Origin of the sequence: Sphingomonas sp. CV7422, assembly GCF_027945725.1 — a bacterium.
Lineage (GTDB): Bacteria > Pseudomonadota > Alphaproteobacteria > Sphingomonadales > Sphingomonadaceae > Sphingomonas > Sphingomonas kyungheensis.
The window spans coordinates 339779-355637 of the sequence record NZ_CP115900.1 but is presented as its reverse complement, the minus strand read 5'-3'; the positions used below and the strand labels follow the sequence as shown (position 1 = coordinate 355637).

At 69.4% G+C, this 15859-nt stretch carries 19 protein-coding genes; 13 read left to right on the top strand and 6 right to left on the bottom strand.

Annotated features, from left to right (window positions below; translation table 11 throughout):
- Positions 1 to 130 precede the first annotated feature (130 nt).
- Both PBN85_RS01755 and PBN85_RS01750 read right to left on the bottom strand, forming a co-directional pair.
- Positions 131 to 571 carry a hypothetical protein gene (locus PBN85_RS01755; protein WP_235199772.1) on the bottom strand — a complete coding sequence of 147 codons (441 nt, stop codon included), beginning with the start codon at positions 569 to 571 and terminating at the stop codon, positions 131 to 133.
- A 28-nt stretch (positions 572 to 599) separates the two neighbouring features.
- Positions 600 to 1166 carry an HNH endonuclease gene (locus PBN85_RS01750; RefSeq protein ID WP_037535110.1) on the bottom strand — a complete coding sequence of 189 codons (567 nt, stop codon included), beginning with the start codon at positions 1164 to 1166 and terminating at the stop codon, positions 600 to 602.
- Between the two features lie 119 nt (positions 1167 to 1285).
- Here PBN85_RS01750 and gluQRS point away from each other — a divergent pair, with 119 nt between their 5' ends.
- From gluQRS to PBN85_RS01715, 7 genes are all read left to right on the top strand, one after another.
- Complete coding sequence (gene gluQRS / locus PBN85_RS01745) at positions 1286 to 2158, top strand: tRNA glutamyl-Q(34) synthetase GluQRS (protein ID WP_271299951.1); 873 nt, start codon at positions 1286 to 1288, stop codon at positions 2156 to 2158.
- 3 nt (positions 2159 to 2161) lie between these two features.
- On the top strand, positions 2162 to 2392 hold the full coding sequence (locus PBN85_RS01740; RefSeq protein WP_037535109.1) for a twin transmembrane helix small protein: 231 nt from the start codon (positions 2162 to 2164) through the stop codon (positions 2390 to 2392).
- Between the two features lie 5 nt (positions 2393 to 2397).
- Positions 2398 to 2946 carry a cob(I)yrinic acid a,c-diamide adenosyltransferase gene (locus tag PBN85_RS01735; protein ID WP_271299950.1) on the top strand — a complete coding sequence of 183 codons (549 nt, stop codon included), beginning with the start codon at positions 2398 to 2400 and terminating at the stop codon, positions 2944 to 2946.
- A gap of 136 nt (positions 2947 to 3082) precedes the next feature.
- On the top strand, positions 3083 to 4333 hold the full coding sequence (egtB, locus tag PBN85_RS01730) for an ergothioneine biosynthesis protein EgtB (RefSeq protein WP_271299949.1): 1251 nt from the start codon (positions 3083 to 3085) through the stop codon (positions 4331 to 4333).
- Positions 4333 to 5310 (top strand): L-histidine N(alpha)-methyltransferase, encoded by a 978-nt coding sequence (egtD, locus tag PBN85_RS01725; RefSeq protein ID WP_271299948.1) that lies wholly within the window; start codon positions 4333 to 4335, stop codon positions 5308 to 5310. The genes egtB and egtD overlap by 1 nt, the downstream gene beginning before the upstream one ends.
- Positions 5311 to 5375: 65 nt before the next feature.
- Entirely contained in the window at positions 5376 to 6245 is an 870-nt protein-coding gene (locus PBN85_RS01720) for a 3-hydroxybutyryl-CoA dehydrogenase (RefSeq protein ID WP_037535105.1), read from the top strand.
- Complete coding sequence (locus PBN85_RS01715; protein WP_200870433.1) at positions 6242 to 6388, top strand: hypothetical protein; 147 nt, start codon at positions 6242 to 6244, stop codon at positions 6386 to 6388. Before PBN85_RS01720 ends, PBN85_RS01715 begins: the two co-directional genes overlap by 4 nt.
- A gap of 149 nt (positions 6389 to 6537) precedes the next feature.
- On the opposite strand, the gene PBN85_RS01710 is transcribed toward PBN85_RS01715, so the two are convergent.
- The 4 genes from PBN85_RS01710 to ykgO form a co-directional block, all read right to left on the bottom strand.
- The gene (locus PBN85_RS01710; RefSeq protein WP_081793102.1) at positions 6538 to 7860 is read right to left on the bottom strand and encodes an amino acid permease; all 1323 of its coding nucleotides are present in this window, start codon (positions 7858 to 7860) and stop codon (positions 6538 to 6540) included.
- A 10-nt stretch (positions 7861 to 7870) separates the two neighbouring features.
- Positions 7871 to 9205, bottom strand: a complete 1335-nt coding sequence (locus tag PBN85_RS01705; protein WP_037535104.1) for a NupC/NupG family nucleoside CNT transporter — start codon at positions 9203 to 9205, stop codon at positions 7871 to 7873.
- A 531-nt stretch (positions 9206 to 9736) separates the two neighbouring features.
- Positions 9737 to 10375: an HAD family hydrolase gene (locus PBN85_RS01700; protein ID WP_333781836.1), complete on the bottom strand. Its 639-nt coding sequence runs from the start codon at positions 10373 to 10375 to the stop codon at positions 9737 to 9739.
- A 10-nt stretch (positions 10376 to 10385) separates the two neighbouring features.
- Positions 10386 to 10511, bottom strand: coding sequence for a type B 50S ribosomal protein L36 (gene ykgO / locus PBN85_RS01695; protein WP_003046794.1), 126 nt, complete (start codon positions 10509 to 10511; stop codon positions 10386 to 10388).
- Positions 10512 to 10647: 136 nt separating this feature from the next.
- On the opposite strand from ykgO, the gene PBN85_RS01690 reads away from it, so the two are divergent.
- From PBN85_RS01690 to PBN85_RS01665, 6 genes are all read left to right on the top strand, one after another.
- Positions 10648 to 11250, top strand: a complete 603-nt coding sequence (locus tag PBN85_RS01690) for a DUF4136 domain-containing protein (protein ID WP_037535102.1) — start codon at positions 10648 to 10650, stop codon at positions 11248 to 11250.
- A 130-nt stretch (positions 11251 to 11380) separates the two neighbouring features.
- Positions 11381 to 12490 (top strand): M14 family metallopeptidase, encoded by a 1110-nt coding sequence (locus PBN85_RS01685; RefSeq protein WP_271299946.1) that lies wholly within the window; start codon positions 11381 to 11383, stop codon positions 12488 to 12490.
- Complete coding sequence (locus PBN85_RS01680; RefSeq protein WP_271299945.1) at positions 12490 to 12954, top strand: GNAT family N-acetyltransferase; 465 nt, start codon at positions 12490 to 12492, stop codon at positions 12952 to 12954. Before PBN85_RS01685 ends, PBN85_RS01680 begins: the two co-directional genes overlap by 1 nt.
- 20 nt (positions 12955 to 12974) lie before the next feature.
- Positions 12975 to 13661, top strand: coding sequence for a 2,3-diphosphoglycerate-dependent phosphoglycerate mutase (gpmA, locus tag PBN85_RS01675; RefSeq protein ID WP_037535099.1), 687 nt, complete (start codon positions 12975 to 12977; stop codon positions 13659 to 13661).
- A 662-nt stretch (positions 13662 to 14323) separates the two neighbouring features.
- Positions 14324 to 14800, top strand: a complete 477-nt coding sequence (gene purE, locus PBN85_RS01670; protein ID WP_271299944.1) for a 5-(carboxyamino)imidazole ribonucleotide mutase — start codon at positions 14324 to 14326, stop codon at positions 14798 to 14800.
- The gene (locus PBN85_RS01665) at positions 14800 to 15855 is read left to right on the top strand and encodes a 5-(carboxyamino)imidazole ribonucleotide synthase (protein ID WP_271299943.1); all 1056 of its coding nucleotides are present in this window, start codon (positions 14800 to 14802) and stop codon (positions 15853 to 15855) included. Before purE ends, PBN85_RS01665 begins: the two co-directional genes overlap by 1 nt.
- The last annotated feature ends 4 nt before the right edge of the window (positions 15856 to 15859 follow it).

Here is a 15859-nt window from a genome sequence, read left to right as displayed (position 1 = left end):
GCGATACCGCAAAGGTCTCGCAATCCACCGACCTGTCGATCCGACGCCTGGCTCCGCAGTGATCGCACCGGAGCCGGTCGTGCATCGCCGCCGCCGGGCGCGCCGACCGGGCACCGCCCGCTCCGCGCCCTCACCCCCCGCTGTTCCCGAGCGGATCGCCCGGCACCGGCGTCGTCGGTCGCGCGGTCGGGGAGCGGCCGGCGGCGCGGGCGGCGCGCCATTCCTTTTCCTCTTCGGAGGTGACGGTGCCGTCGTGGTTGAGGTCCATCTGGTCGAAGCGCTTGAGCGTGCCTTCGTCCCATTCGATCAGGCTGATCACGCCGTCGCCATTGCGGTCGAGGCCCATCAGGCGGCTGTTCTGGCGGGGCAGCTCGGTCTTGTCGAGCCGGTCGTCGGCGTTGCGGTCGAGCGCGCGGAAACGCCGCTCCATCGTGCTGGTGAAGTCGACGCGGCTGGTCACCGCCGGGGGCACGAAGCCGGCGGCATTGGCGTCCGCCTGCGCCATCTTCTCCTGGCGCTCGCCGCAGCCGGCCAGCATTGCCGGTATCGCGAGCGCCGCCGCGATCATCATCCCCGTCCGCAAACCCGGTCTCCGTTCGTTACGCTTCCAGCTCAACGTCCCAGTAGAGCCAGTCGTGCCATGTGTCGTGGAGATAGTTAGGCGGGAAGGCGCGGCCATGTTCCTGCAAATGCCAGTTGGTCGGCCGGATCGGCTCGACATACAGCGGCATATGCGCCTGTTTTGGCGTCCGCCCGCCCTTCTTGAGGTTGCACGGCGCGCAGGCGGTGACGACATTCTCCCACGTCGTCCGCCCGCCCTGCGCGCGCGGCACGACATGGTCGAAGGTCAGGTCGCGCCCGACGCCGCAATATTGGCAGGCGAATTTGTCGCGCAGGAACAGGTTGAAGCGGGTGAAGGCGGGAAAGGCCGAGGGGCGCACATATTGTTTGAGCGCAATTACCGAGGGCAGCTTGATCTCCGCGGTCGGGCTGCGCACGGTGCGTTCGTAATGCGCGACGATATCGACCCGGTCGAGGAACACCGCCTTGATCGCGGTCTGCCACGGCCAGACGCTGAGCGGATAATAGGACAGGGGCGTGTAGTCGGCGTTGAGTACCAGCGCCGGACAAGAATCGGGGTGACGGATCAGATCGGGATGAAACACGGCTCCTCCCACGGATTACCCGCAGGCCCTGTCGCCCACGAGAGTGACGCTGGTATGACAGCACGCCCGATTGATGGCGGTCAAGCCTTGTGCGGCAGGCCGCACCCGGTGGCGCGCCGATGACGGCCGTCGTCACCCGCTTCGCGCCGAGCCCGACCGGGCGGCTCCACCTCGGCCATGCCTATGCGGCGTTGCAGGCGCACGACCATGGCCGCGCCGCCGGTGGCCGCTTCCTGCTGCGCATCGAGGATATCGACGGCACGCGCAGTCGCGAGGAGCATGTCGCCGGCATCGTCGAGGATCTCGCCTGGCTCGGCCTCGCCTGGGACGGGCCGGTGCTGCGCCAGTCGACCCGGCTCGCCGCCTATCGCGCGGCGCTGGCGGCGCTGCGCGAGCGCGACCTTCTCTATGCCTGTTTCTGCACGCGCGCCGATATCGCCGCGAGCGCGTCGGCGCCGCATCACGGGCCGGACGGGCTGGTCTATCCCGGCACCTGCCGGCATCTGCCGGCAGCGGACACGGCGGCGCGGATCGCCGCCGGCGTGCCGCATGCGTGGCGGCTGGCGGTCGACCGGGCGGTCGCGGCGGCGGGGCCGCTCGACTGGCATGATGCGATCGCCGGGCCGCAGCGCGCCGATCCGGGCGCGTTCGGCGACGTCGTGCTGGCGCGCAAGGATGCCCCGGCGAGCTATCACCTGGCGGTGACGATCGACGATGCCGCGCAGGGCATCACCGATGTCGTGCGCGGGCGCGACCTGATGCGCGCCACCGACATCCACCGCTTGCTGCAGGCGTTGCTCGGCCTGCCGACGCCGCGCTACCGCCATCACCCGCTGCTGCTCGGCCCCGACGGCACGCGGCTTGCCAAGCGCAACGGCGCGCCGGCGCTCGCCGATCTGCGTGCCGCGGGCGAGGACGGGCGGGCGCTGGCGGCGGCGTTGCGCGATGGCCGGCTTCCCATTGGCTTTATGGTGGCGAGCGCTTACCTATAGCGGATGAACACCTTCCTCGTCCTGCTGCTGATCGCGGCGATGCTGGCGACGGTGGTCGCGCTGGTGCGTGGCGTCATCGCCTTCCTTCAGGAATCGCATGCGCAGGTGCGCGGCGGCGAAGGGCCGTCCGCCGCCTCGCTCAAGTCGAACAAGATGATGCAGATGCGCATCTTCTTCCAGGCGCTGGCGATCCTGATCGTGGTGCTGATCCTGTTCCTCGCCGGCCGCACCTGACCGCCTTGGTCAAGCTCAACCGCATCTACACGCGCACCGGCGACGCCGGCACCACCGGGCTGGTCGACGGGTCGCGCGTCTCCAAGGCCGATCCGCGCATGGCGGCGATCGGCGACATCGACGAGGCGAACAGCGCGATCGGCGTCGCCGTCGCCGCGCTCGGCGAGCGGGCGCCTGCGGCGGCGCTGCGCGTCATCCAGAACGACCTGTTCGATCTCGGCGCGGACATTGCGACGCCCGCGGGGATCGACGGCGCGCTGCGCATCGTGCCGGCACAGGTCGCGCGGCTCGAGTCGGAGATCGACGCGATGAACGCCGGTCTCGCGCCGCTGACCAGCTTCATCCTGCCCGGCGGCGACGCCGGTGCCGCGGCGCTCCACCTCGCCCGCGCGATCGTCCGCCGCGCCGAGCGCAGCGCGGTGGCGGCGGAGGGGCTCAACGCGCCGGCGCTCGCCTATCTCAACCGCCTGTCGGACTGGCTGTTCGTCGCGACCCGCGTCGTCAATGGCGCCGGCGCAGGCGACATCCTCTGGCAGCCGGGAGCGAGCCGCTAGCCGATACGGCGCGGGCGGGCTTCCCCGCCCGACGTTTTCCGCCAACCCGCGGGAACAAATCCGCAAGCTGCTGCAACCCTTTGGCGTTTCATGCGTCATCCTGATCTGCGGCAAGCCGCACCGGGGAGGGTTTGCCATGTTGAAGATCGCTCCCGCACCGCGTGCCGCCCTTGCCGAGCGGTTCCGCCATGTCCGTGCGCTCACCCTCGCGCTCGCCGCGCCGCTGTCGGATGCCGATGCCACCGTCCAGTCGATGCCCGATGCGTCGCCGACCAAATGGCATCTTGCGCACACCACCTGGTTCTTCGAGACCTTCGTGCTGCGCGACCATGTCGCCGGCTACCGCCTGCACGACGAGCGCTTCCCCTTCCTGTTCAACAGCTATTACGAGGCGGAGGGGCGCCGCCACGCGCGCGACCGCCGCGGCATGATCACCCGCCCGTCGCTCGACGAGGTGCGCGCCTATCGCGCTCATGTCGACGACGCCCTGCTCGCCACGCTCGACGACCTGCCCGACGCCGCGCGCGAGCTGGTCACGCTCGGCTGCCATCACGAGGAGCAGCATCAGGAGCTGCTCGTCACCGACATCCTCCACCTGTTCGGCGAGAATCCGCTCGAGCCGGCGATCTGGCCCGCCGCGCCCAAGGTACCGGTGGCGATGCCCGGGCCGATCGGCTGGATCGAGCATGCCGGGGGCATCGTCCGCATCGGTCACGGCGGGGAGGGCTTCGCCTTCGATTGCGAAGGCCCGCGCCACGATGCCCTGCTCGCGCCGCATGCCATCGCCGACCGCACCGTCACCAACGGCGAATGGGCGGCGTTCATCGCCGACGGCGGCTATCGCGATCCCGCTTACTGGCTCGCCGACGGCTGGGCGTGGGTCAAGGCGGAGGGGATCGCTGCGCCGCTCTATTGGGAGCAACGCGACGGCACCTGGACGCGCTTCGGCCTCGACGGGCGGCGCCCGATCGACCCCGCCGCGCCGGTGACGCACGTCAGCCTCTACGAGGCGGACGCCTATGCGAGCTGGGCCGGCGCACGGCTGCCGACCGAATTCGAATGGGAAGCCGCGGCGCAGGCGCACGACAGCCACGCCGGCAACCAGATGGACGCCGCAGGGCCGGTCGAGCCGCGCCCCGCCGCCGGCCCCGCCTTCTTCGGCGACGTCTGGGAATGGACCGGCAGCGCCTATCGCCCCTATCCCGGCTTCCGCCCGGTCGCCGGCGCGGTCGGCGAATACAACGGCAAGTTCATGAGCGGCCAGTTCGTGCTGCGCGGCGGCAGCTGCGCCACCCCGCGCGGCCATGCCCGCGCCTGCTACCGCAACTTCTTCTACCCGCACCAGCGCTGGCAGTTCACCGGCGTGCGGCTCGCCAAGGATCTGTAATGCTCAAGCCCGAAGTCGAGGACGGCGAGCAGTCGCTCGCCGATCCGCAATTCCGCGCGGACGTGCTCGCCGGGCTCGAACGCCGCCCGCGCGCGATCCCCGCGCGCTGGTTCTACGACCGCCGCGGTTCCGAACTATTCGAGGACATCACCAGCGTCCCCGAATATTATCCGACGCGGACCGAGACCGCGATGCTCGAACACGTCTGTGCCGAGGTCGCCGAGGTGGCGGGGCGTGGCCGCGCGGTGATCGAGTTCGGTTCGGGATCGTCGCTCAAGACGCCGCTGCTGCTGCGCTGCACCGACCCGTCCGCCTATGTGCCGATCGACATCTCCGGCGACTTCCTGCGCGAATCGTCGCTGACACTCGCCGAGGCCTTCCCGGGCCTGCCGGTGCTGCCGTTCGAGGCGGACTTCATGCGCCCGCTGACCCTGCCGCGCGCGGTGGTGGATACGCCCAAGCTCGGCTTCTTTCCCGGTTCGACGATCGGCAACATGATCCCGCTGATGGCGGTCGACCTGCTGCGCACGATGCGTGCCTCGCTCGGCGAGGGCGCGATGCTGCTGATCGGCATGGACCGGATCAAGGACGAGGCGACGCTGGTCGCCGCCTATGACGATGCCGGCGGCGTCACCGCGGCGTTCAACCGCAATCTGCTCGACCGGATCAACCGCGAACTCGCCGGCACCATCCCGGTCGACGCCTTCGCGCACGAGGCGCGCTGGAACGACGACCGCGCGCGGATCGAGATGCACCTCGTCGCGACGCGCGACGTCGCCTTCACCGTCGACGGCCGCCCCTTCGCGATTGCCGAGGGCGAGAGCATCCACACCGAGAACAGCCATAAATACGGCTCGCGCGACGCGCGCATCCTGCTGCGCTCGGGCGGCTGGACGCCGATCCGCGAATGGACCGACCCCGACGGCATGTTCGGCCTCTATCTCGCCGAGGCGCAGGCGGAACGTCCCGCGCCCTGATGCGCGCCGCTGGCAGCCGCGCCGAAACCGGCTATGGCCGGCGGCAAAGCCAATAGGAGACGGACATGCAGGCAGTGGGAGTGATCGGGTCGGGCCAGATGGGCGCCGGCATTGCCCAGGTTTCGGCAGCGGCGGGCTATCGCGTGCTGCTCAGCGACGTGTCGATCGAGCGCGCCGAGGCGGGCAAGGCGGGCATCGCCAAATTGCTCGCCCGCGCCGTCGACAAGGAGAAGATCGACGCGGCGACGCGCGACGCGACGCTCGCCCGCATCGAACCGGTCGCCGCCCTTGCCGCCATGGCCGAATGCGGCCTGGTGATCGAGGCGGCGACCGAGCGCGAGGAGATCAAGCGCGCCATCTTCGCCGAGGTCGGCACGGTGCTCGGCCGCGACGCGATCCTCGCCTCCAACACCTCATCGATCCCGATCACGCGGCTGGCGCAGAGCACGCCCGATCCGGCGCGCTTCATCGGCGTTCACTTCTTCAACCCGGTGCCGGTGATGGGGCTGATCGAGGTGATCCGCGGCCTCGCCACCGCCGACACCACCGTCGCCGCGATCGAGGCCTATGCGGACCGGCTCGGCAAGGCGGTGGTGCGCGCCAATGACGCGCCCGGCTTCATCGTCAACCGCGTGCTGATGCCGATGATCAACGAGGCGATCTTCGCGCTCGGCGAGGGCGTCGCGACGATCCGCGACATTGACCTCGCCTGCCAATTGGGCCTCAACCATCCGATGGGCCCCCTGACGCTCGCCGACTTCATCGGCCTCGACACCTGTCTCGAGATCATCCGCGTCTTGTTCGACGGCACCGGCGATCCCAAATTCCGCCCGGCGCCGCTGCTCGTCAAATATGTCGAGGCCGGCTGGTACGGCCGCAAGACCGGCCGCGGCTTCTACGACTATAGCGGCGCGACCCCGGAGCCGACACGATGAGCCTCGACGATACGATGATCGACACGCCCGACGGGCCGATGACGTTCAAGGAATGGAAGAAGAAGAATCCGGTGCAGCTCCCCTCGCGCCGCACCAAGGGCAAGGACCTGCCCAACAAGGTGAAGATGCGCACCGACGAATAAGGGTCCGTCCTGCGCCGCCCCTTCGTTCCTTCGTCATCCCGACGAAAGTCGGGATCCATGGTCACGGCGCCTCCGCTTGTCTCGCGCATCATCAGCGTCGCGCGTCCATGGATCCCGGCTTGCGCCGGGATGACGAATGGGGGGGAACGTCAGCGAGACACCGCACCGCGGAACCACACCGCATACACCCCCGCCAGCACGCCAAGAAACGGCAGGCCATATACCAGCGTCAGCGCGAACGGCGCGGTGAACGGCGTCGTCAGCAGGATCGCCAGGATCGCCACAGCGCCGGCAATGCTCGTCCACGGATAGCCCCACAGCCGGAACGCCGCCGGAGCCCCGTGCCGCCGCCGGAAGGCGAGATGCGTGACGAAGATCATCCCCCAGGTGAACAGCGCGCCGAAAATCGACACCGCGATCATCACCCCGAACGCCGCCTCCGGCCGCCAGGCATAGACGCCGCCCGCCACCCCGATGCCGCCCGCCGATACCAGCAGCGCCGCCGCCGGCACCCCGCGCCGGTCGACGCGCGCCAGGCCTGCGGGCGCAAGGCCGCTCTCGGCGAGGCTGAACAGCATCCGCGACGCGGCATAGAGCTGGCTGTTCATCGCCGACAGCGCCGCGATCAGCACCACCGCGTTGAGCACGCCCGCGGCATAGGGCACGCCGGTCGCCTGCATCACCGTGACGAACGGGCTCGTCGCCGTCCCCGCCTCGCGCCACGGCACGATCGCCAGCATCACCGCGAGGCTGCCGAGATAGAAGAGCGCCAGCCGCAGCATCGTCGAGCGGAAAGCGCGGACGATCGCGCGTTCGGGATCGCGCGCCTCGCCCGCCGCGACCGCGATCATCTCGATGCTGATATAGCTGAAGATCGCGACGATCACCGCGGTCCAGATCCCGCCCAGCCCGTGCGGCGCGAAGCCGCCGGCATCGGTATAGTGGCTGAAGCCGACGCCGCGCGCCGCGATCATCCACAGGCCGATCGCGACGAAGACCAGGATCGCCGCGATCTTGATCGCCGAGAAGACATATTCGACCGCACCGAACAGCCGCACGCTGGCGAGGTTGACGCCGAGCAGCGCCAGCGAAAAGCCGGCGATCCACCACAATCCCGGCACGCCCGGCGCCCAGTAGCGCATGTAGATCGCCACCGCGGTCACCTCGGTGCCGATCGCCAGGATCACCGCCGCGGCATAGGCATAGCGGACGAGGAAGCCGGCGAAGCGGCCGAGATAGCGTTCGGCGAACAGCCCGAACGACCCCGTCGCCGGGTCCGCCACCGTCATCTCGGCAAGGCAGCCCATCAGCGCCAGCGTCACCAGCCCGCCGATCGCATAGCTGACCAGCACCGCCGGCCCGGCGAGTCCGATCGCGAGGCCGCTGCCGAGGAACAGCCCGGTGCCGACCGCGCCGCCGATCGCGATCATCGCGAGCTGGCCCGGTCCGAGCGTACGGCGGAGGCCGGTCATCCTGCCCGGCTCAGCCGATCAGCAGCCCGGCGAGCGCCGCGCTCATCAGATTGGCGAGGCTGCCCGCCGCCAGCGCGCGCAGGCCCAGACGCGCGATCGTCGGCCGCTGATTGGGGGCGAGGCTGCCGGTCACCGCCATCTGGATCGCGATCGACGAGAAATTGGCGAAGCCGCACAAGGCGAAGGTCACCACCGCGATCGTCCGTGCGCTGAGCTGCCCGGCCTGTTTGCCGAGATCGATATAGGCGACGAATTCGTTGAGCACGATCTTCTCGCCGAACAGCCCGCCGGCGATCCCCGCCTCGTTCCACGGCACGTTGAGCAGCAGCATCACCGGCTGGAAGACATAGCCAAGCAGCGCCTGGAAGCTCAGCCCCGGCAGCCCGACGAGACCACCGAGCGCGCCGAGCAGCCCGTTGGCGAGCGCGACCAGCGCGACGAAGGCGAGCACCATCGCGCCGACCGCCACCGCCAGCCGCACGCCGGTCTGCGCGCCCTGTGCCGCCGCCATGATGAGATTGGCGGGCTTTTCCTCGTCATGCGTCGCCTCGGGCAGCGGCTCGCCGGGCGTGCCTTCGGGCAGCAGCGCGGCGGGGCCGGCGCCGCTGATCCGCGCCTCGGCGAGGCGGACGTCGCGCGGCGCGCCGGGCTGGTCGCCGAGCGGCAGCTCGCCCTCGGGCGGAAGGCGACGGTCGGGCATGATGATCTTCGCCATCAGGATCCCGCCCGGCGCCGCCATGAAGCTCGCCGCGAGCAGATATTCGATGCGGATGCCCATCGAGGCATAGGCCGCGAGGATCGTCCCCGCGACGCCCGCCATGCCGCTGGTCATCACCGTGAACACCTGCGGCGGGGTGAGGCCGGCGAGATAGGGGCGGATCACCAGCGGCGATTCGCTCTGGCCGACGAAGATGTTCGCCGCCGCGCACAGGGATTCGACCTTGGAGGTGCCGATCACCGTCTCGATCGCGCCGCCGACCCAGCGCACCACCACCTGCATCACGCCGAGATAATAGAGGATCGAGACGAGGCTGGCGAAGAAGATGATGACGGGCAGCGCCGCGATCGCGAAGCTCTGCCCGCCGATCTCGGGCGCGGCGAGCTTGCCGAACAGGAATTCGGTGCCGCGCTGCGAATAGCCGAGCAGCGCCGCGACCCCCGCCGACGCGCCGGCGAGCGCCTGCCGCCCCGGCCCCCAATAGAGCACGACGGTGGCGATCAGCGCCTGCAACGCGAAGGCGGCGCCGACGACGCGCAACCGGATCGCCCGGCGATCGGCGGACAGCGCAACGGCAATGGCGAGAATGACGAGGATGCCGGCGACGCCGATCAGGATACGGTGCATGGAAGATCCCGCGGGGAAACACACGCCGCCCCCCGGCGACGTCGCCGCACCATACAGTGGCTTTTTCAGGAGGCTAGCGGCGAATGGGATGAGGGCGGCGGGCGAACGTCCTATCCCGGCCCAGCCATGCCGCGCGCCAGCTCCGTCTTCCCCTGCCCCGTCACCCCCTAACGTTGTCATCCGCTAACGGTGTCATCCCCGCGCAGGCGAGGCCTCTGCGACAGTAGCAACCTGACCTGCTCACGTACCACCCCGGCGCCGGCCGGAGTCCAGTTTGGTGAAGCTTTACAATCAGTTACAAAGGCCTCCCAACTGGGCCCCGGCTTGCGCCGGGGCGGTTTCAAAACGTTCGCAGAGGTCTCGCACAGGCGGGGATCCAGACGCGCGGGTCTTCGCTCGAGCCGCACCGTCAGCGTCTCGGGATTCCCGCCTGCGCGGGGATGACGATAAAGCGGGGAATGACCGGAGAAGCGAGCAACAGCAACGGCAGCCTCGGCCGACCGCCTCGGCCCCCCGACCCGATCCGCAGGCCTACGCCGCGACCAGCCCCAGCGCCGCCAGCTCCGCCCGCAGCGTCGGTGCGTCGGTGAAGTGCAGCGCGATCAGCCCGACGCTGCGTGCGCCGGCGATATTGGCGGCATTGTCGTCGATGAACACCGTCCGCGCCGCCTCCAGCCCGAACCGGTCGAGCGCCAGCCGGTAGATCGCCGGGTCGGGCTTGACCATCTTCTCGACCCCCGAGACGACGATGTCGCGGAAGCGATCGAACATCGCCGCCTCGCGCGCGCGGAACGGCGGCCAGAATTCGTGGCTGAAATTGGTGATCGCGAACAGCGGCACGCCCGCCGCGTCGAGTGCGTCGACCAGCGCCGGCATGCCGGGAATGGGATCGCCGATACTCTCCAGGAAGCGCGGTCCCCAGGCGGCGATCAGCTCGGCATGCTGCGGATGCAGCGCGACGAGCTCCGCCGAGGTATCGGCGAAGTCGCGTCCGGCATCATGCTGGAAATGCCAATCGTGCGTGACGACGTCGCGCAGGAATGCATCGAGCGCCCGATCGTCGTCGATCAGGTGCCGGTAGAGGATCCGGGGATCCCAGTCGTACAGGACCCGGCCGACATCGAAGATCACCGCCGTCGGAACGGCGGCAGCGACATCGGCCGTGGGCACGCCCAAAGGCTTAGCCCTGGCGCGCCTTGAAGCGACGGTTGGTCTTGTTAATGACGTAGGTACGGCCGCGACGACGGATCACGCGGTTGTCGCGATGACGGTCCTTGAGCGACTTCAGGCTATTGCGGATCTTCATGATCGATTCGCTTCTTTTCGAGATTGACGGTGTCGGTGAAAGCGCGAGCGCCTAAGCGTGGAGGCTGCAATAGTCAAGCAACGCAGGCGGCGTTAGAGCGTTTCCCAGACGCAACGTATCGCAAAGGTCCCCCGCCATGATCCTCCGTCCGTTCCTCGCGCTCGGCGTCGCCGCCGCGGCTCTTGCCGGTTGCGCGACCACCGCGTCGCTGCCGCCGACGGACGTGATCCGCTATCATCTCGGCGCGCCGATCGCGCGCGGCACGGTCGCGGTCGAGCCGCTGTCGGGCGGCAGCCCGGCGAGCCTCGAGTTCAAGACCTATGCAGCCGCGGTCGAGGCCGAATTGCTCAAGGTCGGCTATACGCTGCCGCCGCAGGGCGCGACGCCGGACTATGTCGCCTCGGTCGCCTTCACCCGCACCAGCCGCGAAGGCCCGCCGCGCCAGTCGCCGGTCAGCATCGGCCTCGGCGGCGGCGGCTTCAGCGGCGGGCGGCGCGGCGGCGGCGTCGGGCTGGGCGGCGGCATCGGCTTCCCGATCGGCCGCAGCCGGCCGACCGAATTGCTCGTCGCCGAGCTGGCGGTGACGATCAAGCGCCGCGCCGACCAGTCGCCGGTCTGGGAGGGCAAGGCGCAGGGGGTCAGCGACATCAAGGGCGCCGACCAGCAGGCCGGCCGCCTCGCCCGCGCGCTGTTCACCGGCTTCCCCGGCGAATCGGGGCGGACGATCTCGGTGAGGTAATCCTTGACCCTCACCCTTCCGCGGCGACGCCCCTCCCTCTCCCATCGGGAGTATCGGGAAAAGACGCCGAAGGCGGCGAAGGGTGAGGACCGCGACGTCCCGTAACAAACATCCTCCATCAGGCAGTCCCATGACCCTCAGCATCAACGCCGCCTTCGACGGCGGCAACATCCGTGTCGTCGGAATCGACGGCGATCAGGTCGATCTCGAGATCGTCCGCGATCACCGGTCCGATTTCTTCCAGTGGTTCTACTTCCGCGTCGCCGGCGCGGGCGGACGGCGGCTGCGCTTCCGCATCGTCAACGCCGGCCAGTCGGCCTATCCGTTCGGCTGGCCCGGCTATCAGGCACGGGTCAGCACCGATCGCCGCGCATGGCGGATGATCGAGACGCGCTATGACGATGGCGTGCTGTCGTTCGATTACGACGCCGCGGGCGACCTCGCCTGGTTCGCCTATTTCGCGCCGTTCACGATGGAGATGCACCACGATCTCGTCGCGCGCATCGCCGCGCGGCCGGGGGTGACGCATCGCGAACTCGGCACTTCGCTCGACGGGCAGAGCATCGACTATCTGCGCATCGGCGACGGGCCCAAGCCGGTCTGGCTCTATGCGCGCCAGCACCCCGGCGAATCGATGACCGAATATTGGATGGAGGGCGCGCTCGACTGGCTGACCAGCCCGGCCGCCGCGCCGCTGCTCGCCAAGGCGACGGTGCACGTCGTCCCCAATATGAATCCCGACGGCACGCGCCGCGGTCATCTGCGCACCAATGCGGCGGGGGTCAATCTCAACCGCGAATGGCACGCGCCGACGCCCGATCGCAGCCCCGAAGTGCTCTGCGTCCGCGATGCGATGGACGCGACCGGCGTCGCCTTCGCGATCGACGTCCATGGCGACGAGGCGATCCCGGCCAATTTCATCGCCGGCTTCGAGGGGATACCGAACTGGACCGAGGACCATGGCGCCAAATTCTACGATTTCGGCCACCGCCTCGCCGCGCACACCCCCGATTTCCAGACCGAGAAGGGCTATGAGAAGTCGAGTGCCGGCAACGCCAATCTGTCGATGTCGACCAACCAGCTCGCGCACCGCTTCGGCGCGGTGTCGGTGACGCTGGAGATGCCGTTCAAGGACCATGATCCCAATCCCGACGCCGAATTCGGCTGGTCGCCCGAACGCTCGCGCCGGCTCGGCGTCGCGTGCCTGGAGGTGCTTGCCGAGATGATCGACACGATCTGATGGAGATCCGCCGGGACGATCCCGCCGCGCCGCACGTCGCGGCGCTGCTCGCCCACCATCTCGCCGAATTGCGCGGGCATATGGCGGATTTCGCCTTCGCGCTCGACGCCGGCGGCCTGTCCAGGCCCGACGTGACCTTCTGGACCGCGTGGCGCGACGGCACGCTCGCCGGCTTCGTCGCGCTGAAACAGCTCGATCCGTGCCACGGCGAGGTCAAGTCGATGCGCGCCACCTCGGCGATGCGCGGCACCGGCGTCGGCCGCGCGCTGCTTGGCCATGTCGTCGCCGAGGCGCGCCGCCGCGGCTATCACCGGCTCAGCCTCGAAACCGGCACCGCCGCGCTGCATGCGCCGGCGGTCGCGCTGTATCGCAGCGCCGGCTTCATCGACACCGGGCCGTTCGCCGACTATCGCCCCAGCCCGCACAACCAATTCTTCGCCCTCGACCTTCGGGCCGAGCCTTAAAGCGTAAAGGGAGCCTTTCGATGCCGCGCCTCGTCCTGATCCGCCACGGCCAGTCCAGCTGGAACCTCGAAAACCGCTTCACCGGCTGGTGGGACGTCGACGTCACCGAGAAAGGCGCCGCCGAGGCGCGCGCCGCCGGCGAGCTGATGGCCGCCAAGGGCCTCGACTTCGACATGACCTTCACCTCGCTGCAGACGCGCGCGATCAAGACGCTCAACCTCGCGCTCGAGGCGATGGGGCGGCTGTGGCTGCCGACCGAGAAGGACTGGCGGCTCAACGAGCGCCATTACGGCGGGCTCACCGGCCTCGACAAGGCGGAGACCGCGGCCAAGCACGGCGACGAACAGGTGCATATCTGGCGCCGCAGCTTCGACGTGCCGCCGCCGCCGCTCGAGCCGGGCAGCGCCTATGATCTGTCCGCCGACCGTCGCTACGCCGGCATCGCCATCCCCGCCACCGAGAGCCTCAAGGACACGATCGCGCGCGTCCTGCCCTATTTCGAGGAGCGGATCGCCCCGGCGCTGCGCGACGGCCAGCGCGTGCTGATCTCCGCGCACGGCAATTCGCTGCGCGCTCTGGTTAAGCATCTGTCGAACATTCCGGACGATGCGATCACCGGGCTGGAAATTCCGACCGGCCAGCCGATCGTCTACGAACTCGACGACGCGCTCCAGGCAACGGATCGTTACTATCTGAACGAACGGTAAGCCGGCGAGGCAGAGGCGATAGTCGGGACTATCGCCCGGTCCACCCGTTCTGAGAGGGTAGAGTGCTCCCGCGAAAGCGGGAGCCCAGTATTTCTTCCACCACAATCCGTTGTTCTGCTTGGCCACGGGATTCCCGCCTGCGCGGGAATACTGAGTTAGTCTCGGCGTCGCCTGAAAAACGCGCCGCTACCCCGTACGTGTTCTGCGGCGCACCGCCGCCACCTTACCACCCCGGCGAAGGCCGGGGTCCAGTTGGGTCAAGCCCCGTGAGCGGCCACGCCGGTTGCCCAAGACCCCGGCCTCGCCGGGGTGGTCCGCTCCTCCCGTAATCGACGTCATACCCACCTCGCCCCGGCATCCACGGTTCCGCAGGAGCGGACGCCACTAAGATCGCGGCACGGTGGATTCCGGACCTAGTCCGGGATGACGACGCGCTCCCGGCAGTGGAGCCAAAGCCAACGCAGAGCCCCTGTCCTACACGTCCCGCCGACGCTATACCCACCCCGCTCTGTCTCATCGTGGCTCCGATCGTCACCGAATTCGAAACGATCGGCCCGGATCGTTTCGATCAAGGTGTCCATCTTGTCCATGTTGCCCAAAATACAGGCAAGGCCGGGATGCGGACCGTTGCCCTCCCCGTCGGCTGCGGCTAACCGCCGAGGATGACTTTGGTCGGCATCATCATGGGTTCGACGTCCGATTGGGACACGATGCGGCATACGGCGGCGGTGCTCGCCGAACTCGACGTGCCGCACGAGACCAAGGTCGTCTCGGCGCATCGCACCCCGGACCGGCTCTATGACTATGCCAAGGGCGCGGCGGGCCGCGGACTCAAGGTGGTGATCGCCGGCGCGGGCGGCGCGGCGCATCTGCCCGGCATGGCGGCGGCGATGACGCATCTGCCGGTGCTCGGCGTGCCGGTGCAGAGCAAGGCGCTGTCCGGCCAGGACAGCCTGTTGTCGATCGTCCAGATGCCCGCCGGCATCCCGGTCGGCACGCTGGCGATCGGCAAGGCGGGCGCGGTCAACGCCGGGCTGCTCGCCGCCGCGATCCTCGCGACGCAGGACGAAGCGCTGTCGCAACGCTTGCAGGCCTGGCGGCAGCGGCAGACCGAGGCGGTCGCGGACGAGCCGGCCTGATGCTCGCCCCCGGCAGCACGATCGGCATCCTCGGCGGCGGCCAGCTCGGGCGGATGCTCGCCGTCGCCGCGGCCCAGCTCGGCTATGCCACGCACATCCTCGCCCCCGACGACGAGAGCGTCGCCGCGCAGACCGCCTCGCAGCTCACCCGCGCCGAGTATGACGACCGCGACGCGCTCGCCGCCTTCGCCGCCGCCTGCGACGTCGTCACTTATGAGTTCGAGAATATCGACGTCGCGCCGGTCGAGTGGCTGGCGGCGCGGGTCGCCGTCCACCCCGCCCCCGCCGGCCTGCGCGTCGCGCAGGATCGCATCGCCGAGAAGCGCTTCGTCGAGACGGTCGGCGGCCGCCCGGCGCCCTGGGCGGCGGTAGCGAGCGAGGCCGATCTCGACGCCGCGATCGCCCGCATCGGCTGCCCGGCGATCCTCAAGACGACGCGCTTCGGCTATGACGGCAAGGGCCAGGCGGTGATCGCCCGCCGCGAAGACGCCGCATCGGCCTGGGCGGCGATCGGCGGGCCGGCGGTGCTCGAAGGATTCGTCACCTTCAGCCACGAATTCTCGATCCTCATCGCGCGCGGGACCGATGGCGCGACCGTCCGCTATGCGCCGCCGCACAACGTCCATCACGAGGCGATCCTGCGCAGCTCGACCGTCCCCGCGCCGGCGGCGATCCGCGATCAGGCCGAAGCGGCGACCGCGCTCGCCTGCCGCATCGCCGCCGAGCTCGACTATGTCGGCGTGCTCGCCTGCGAATTCTTCGCCACCGCCGACGGGCCGGTATTCAACGAAATGGCGCCACGCGTCCACAATTCGGGCCATTGGACGATCGAGGGCGCCGAGACCTCGCAGTTCGAGAACCATATCCGCGCGATCTGCGGCCTGCCGCTCGGCAGCACCGCGCTGACCGGGACGCAGGTGCGGCTCGACAATCTCATCGGCGACGATCCCTGGCAACCGGCGCTCGCCGAGGCGGGGGCGCACGTCCACCTCTACGGCAAGGGCGCGCCGCGACCGGGTCGCAAGATGGGGCATATCACCCGCGTCACGCGCTGACCGC

Coding starts and splice junctions, on each gene's coding strand:
- PBN85_RS01755 (WP_235199772.1), bottom strand. CDS start 571: ATGATGATCGCGGCGGCGCTCGCGATACCGGCAATGCTGGCCGGCTGC.
- gluQRS (WP_271299951.1), top strand. CDS start 1,286: ATGACGGCCGTCGTCACCCGCTTCGCGCCGAGCCCGACCGGGCGGCTC.
- PBN85_RS01740 (WP_037535109.1), top strand. CDS start 2,162: ATGAACACCTTCCTCGTCCTGCTGCTGATCGCGGCGATGCTGGCGACG.
- egtB (WP_271299949.1), top strand. CDS start 3,083: ATGTTGAAGATCGCTCCCGCACCGCGTGCCGCCCTTGCCGAGCGGTTC.
- egtD (WP_271299948.1), top strand. CDS start 4,333: ATGCTCAAGCCCGAAGTCGAGGACGGCGAGCAGTCGCTCGCCGATCCG.
- PBN85_RS01720 (WP_037535105.1), top strand. CDS start 5,376: ATGCAGGCAGTGGGAGTGATCGGGTCGGGCCAGATGGGCGCCGGCATT.
- PBN85_RS01715 (WP_200870433.1), top strand. CDS start 6,242: ATGAGCCTCGACGATACGATGATCGACACGCCCGACGGGCCGATGACG.
- PBN85_RS01710 (WP_081793102.1), bottom strand. CDS start 7,860: ATGACCGGCCTCCGCCGTACGCTCGGACCGGGCCAGCTCGCGATGATC.
- PBN85_RS01705 (WP_037535104.1), bottom strand. CDS start 9,205: ATGCACCGTATCCTGATCGGCGTCGCCGGCATCCTCGTCATTCTCGCC.
- ykgO (WP_003046794.1), bottom strand. CDS start 10,511: ATGAAGATCCGCAATAGCCTGAAGTCGCTCAAGGACCGTCATCGCGAC.
- PBN85_RS01690 (WP_037535102.1), top strand. CDS start 10,648: ATGATCCTCCGTCCGTTCCTCGCGCTCGGCGTCGCCGCCGCGGCTCTT.
- PBN85_RS01685 (WP_271299946.1), top strand. CDS start 11,381: ATGACCCTCAGCATCAACGCCGCCTTCGACGGCGGCAACATCCGTGTC.
- PBN85_RS01680 (WP_271299945.1), top strand. CDS start 12,490: ATGGAGATCCGCCGGGACGATCCCGCCGCGCCGCACGTCGCGGCGCTG.
- gpmA (WP_037535099.1), top strand. CDS start 12,975: ATGCCGCGCCTCGTCCTGATCCGCCACGGCCAGTCCAGCTGGAACCTC.
- purE (WP_271299944.1), top strand. CDS start 14,324: ATGACTTTGGTCGGCATCATCATGGGTTCGACGTCCGATTGGGACACG.
- PBN85_RS01665 (WP_271299943.1), top strand. CDS start 14,800: ATGCTCGCCCCCGGCAGCACGATCGGCATCCTCGGCGGCGGCCAGCTC.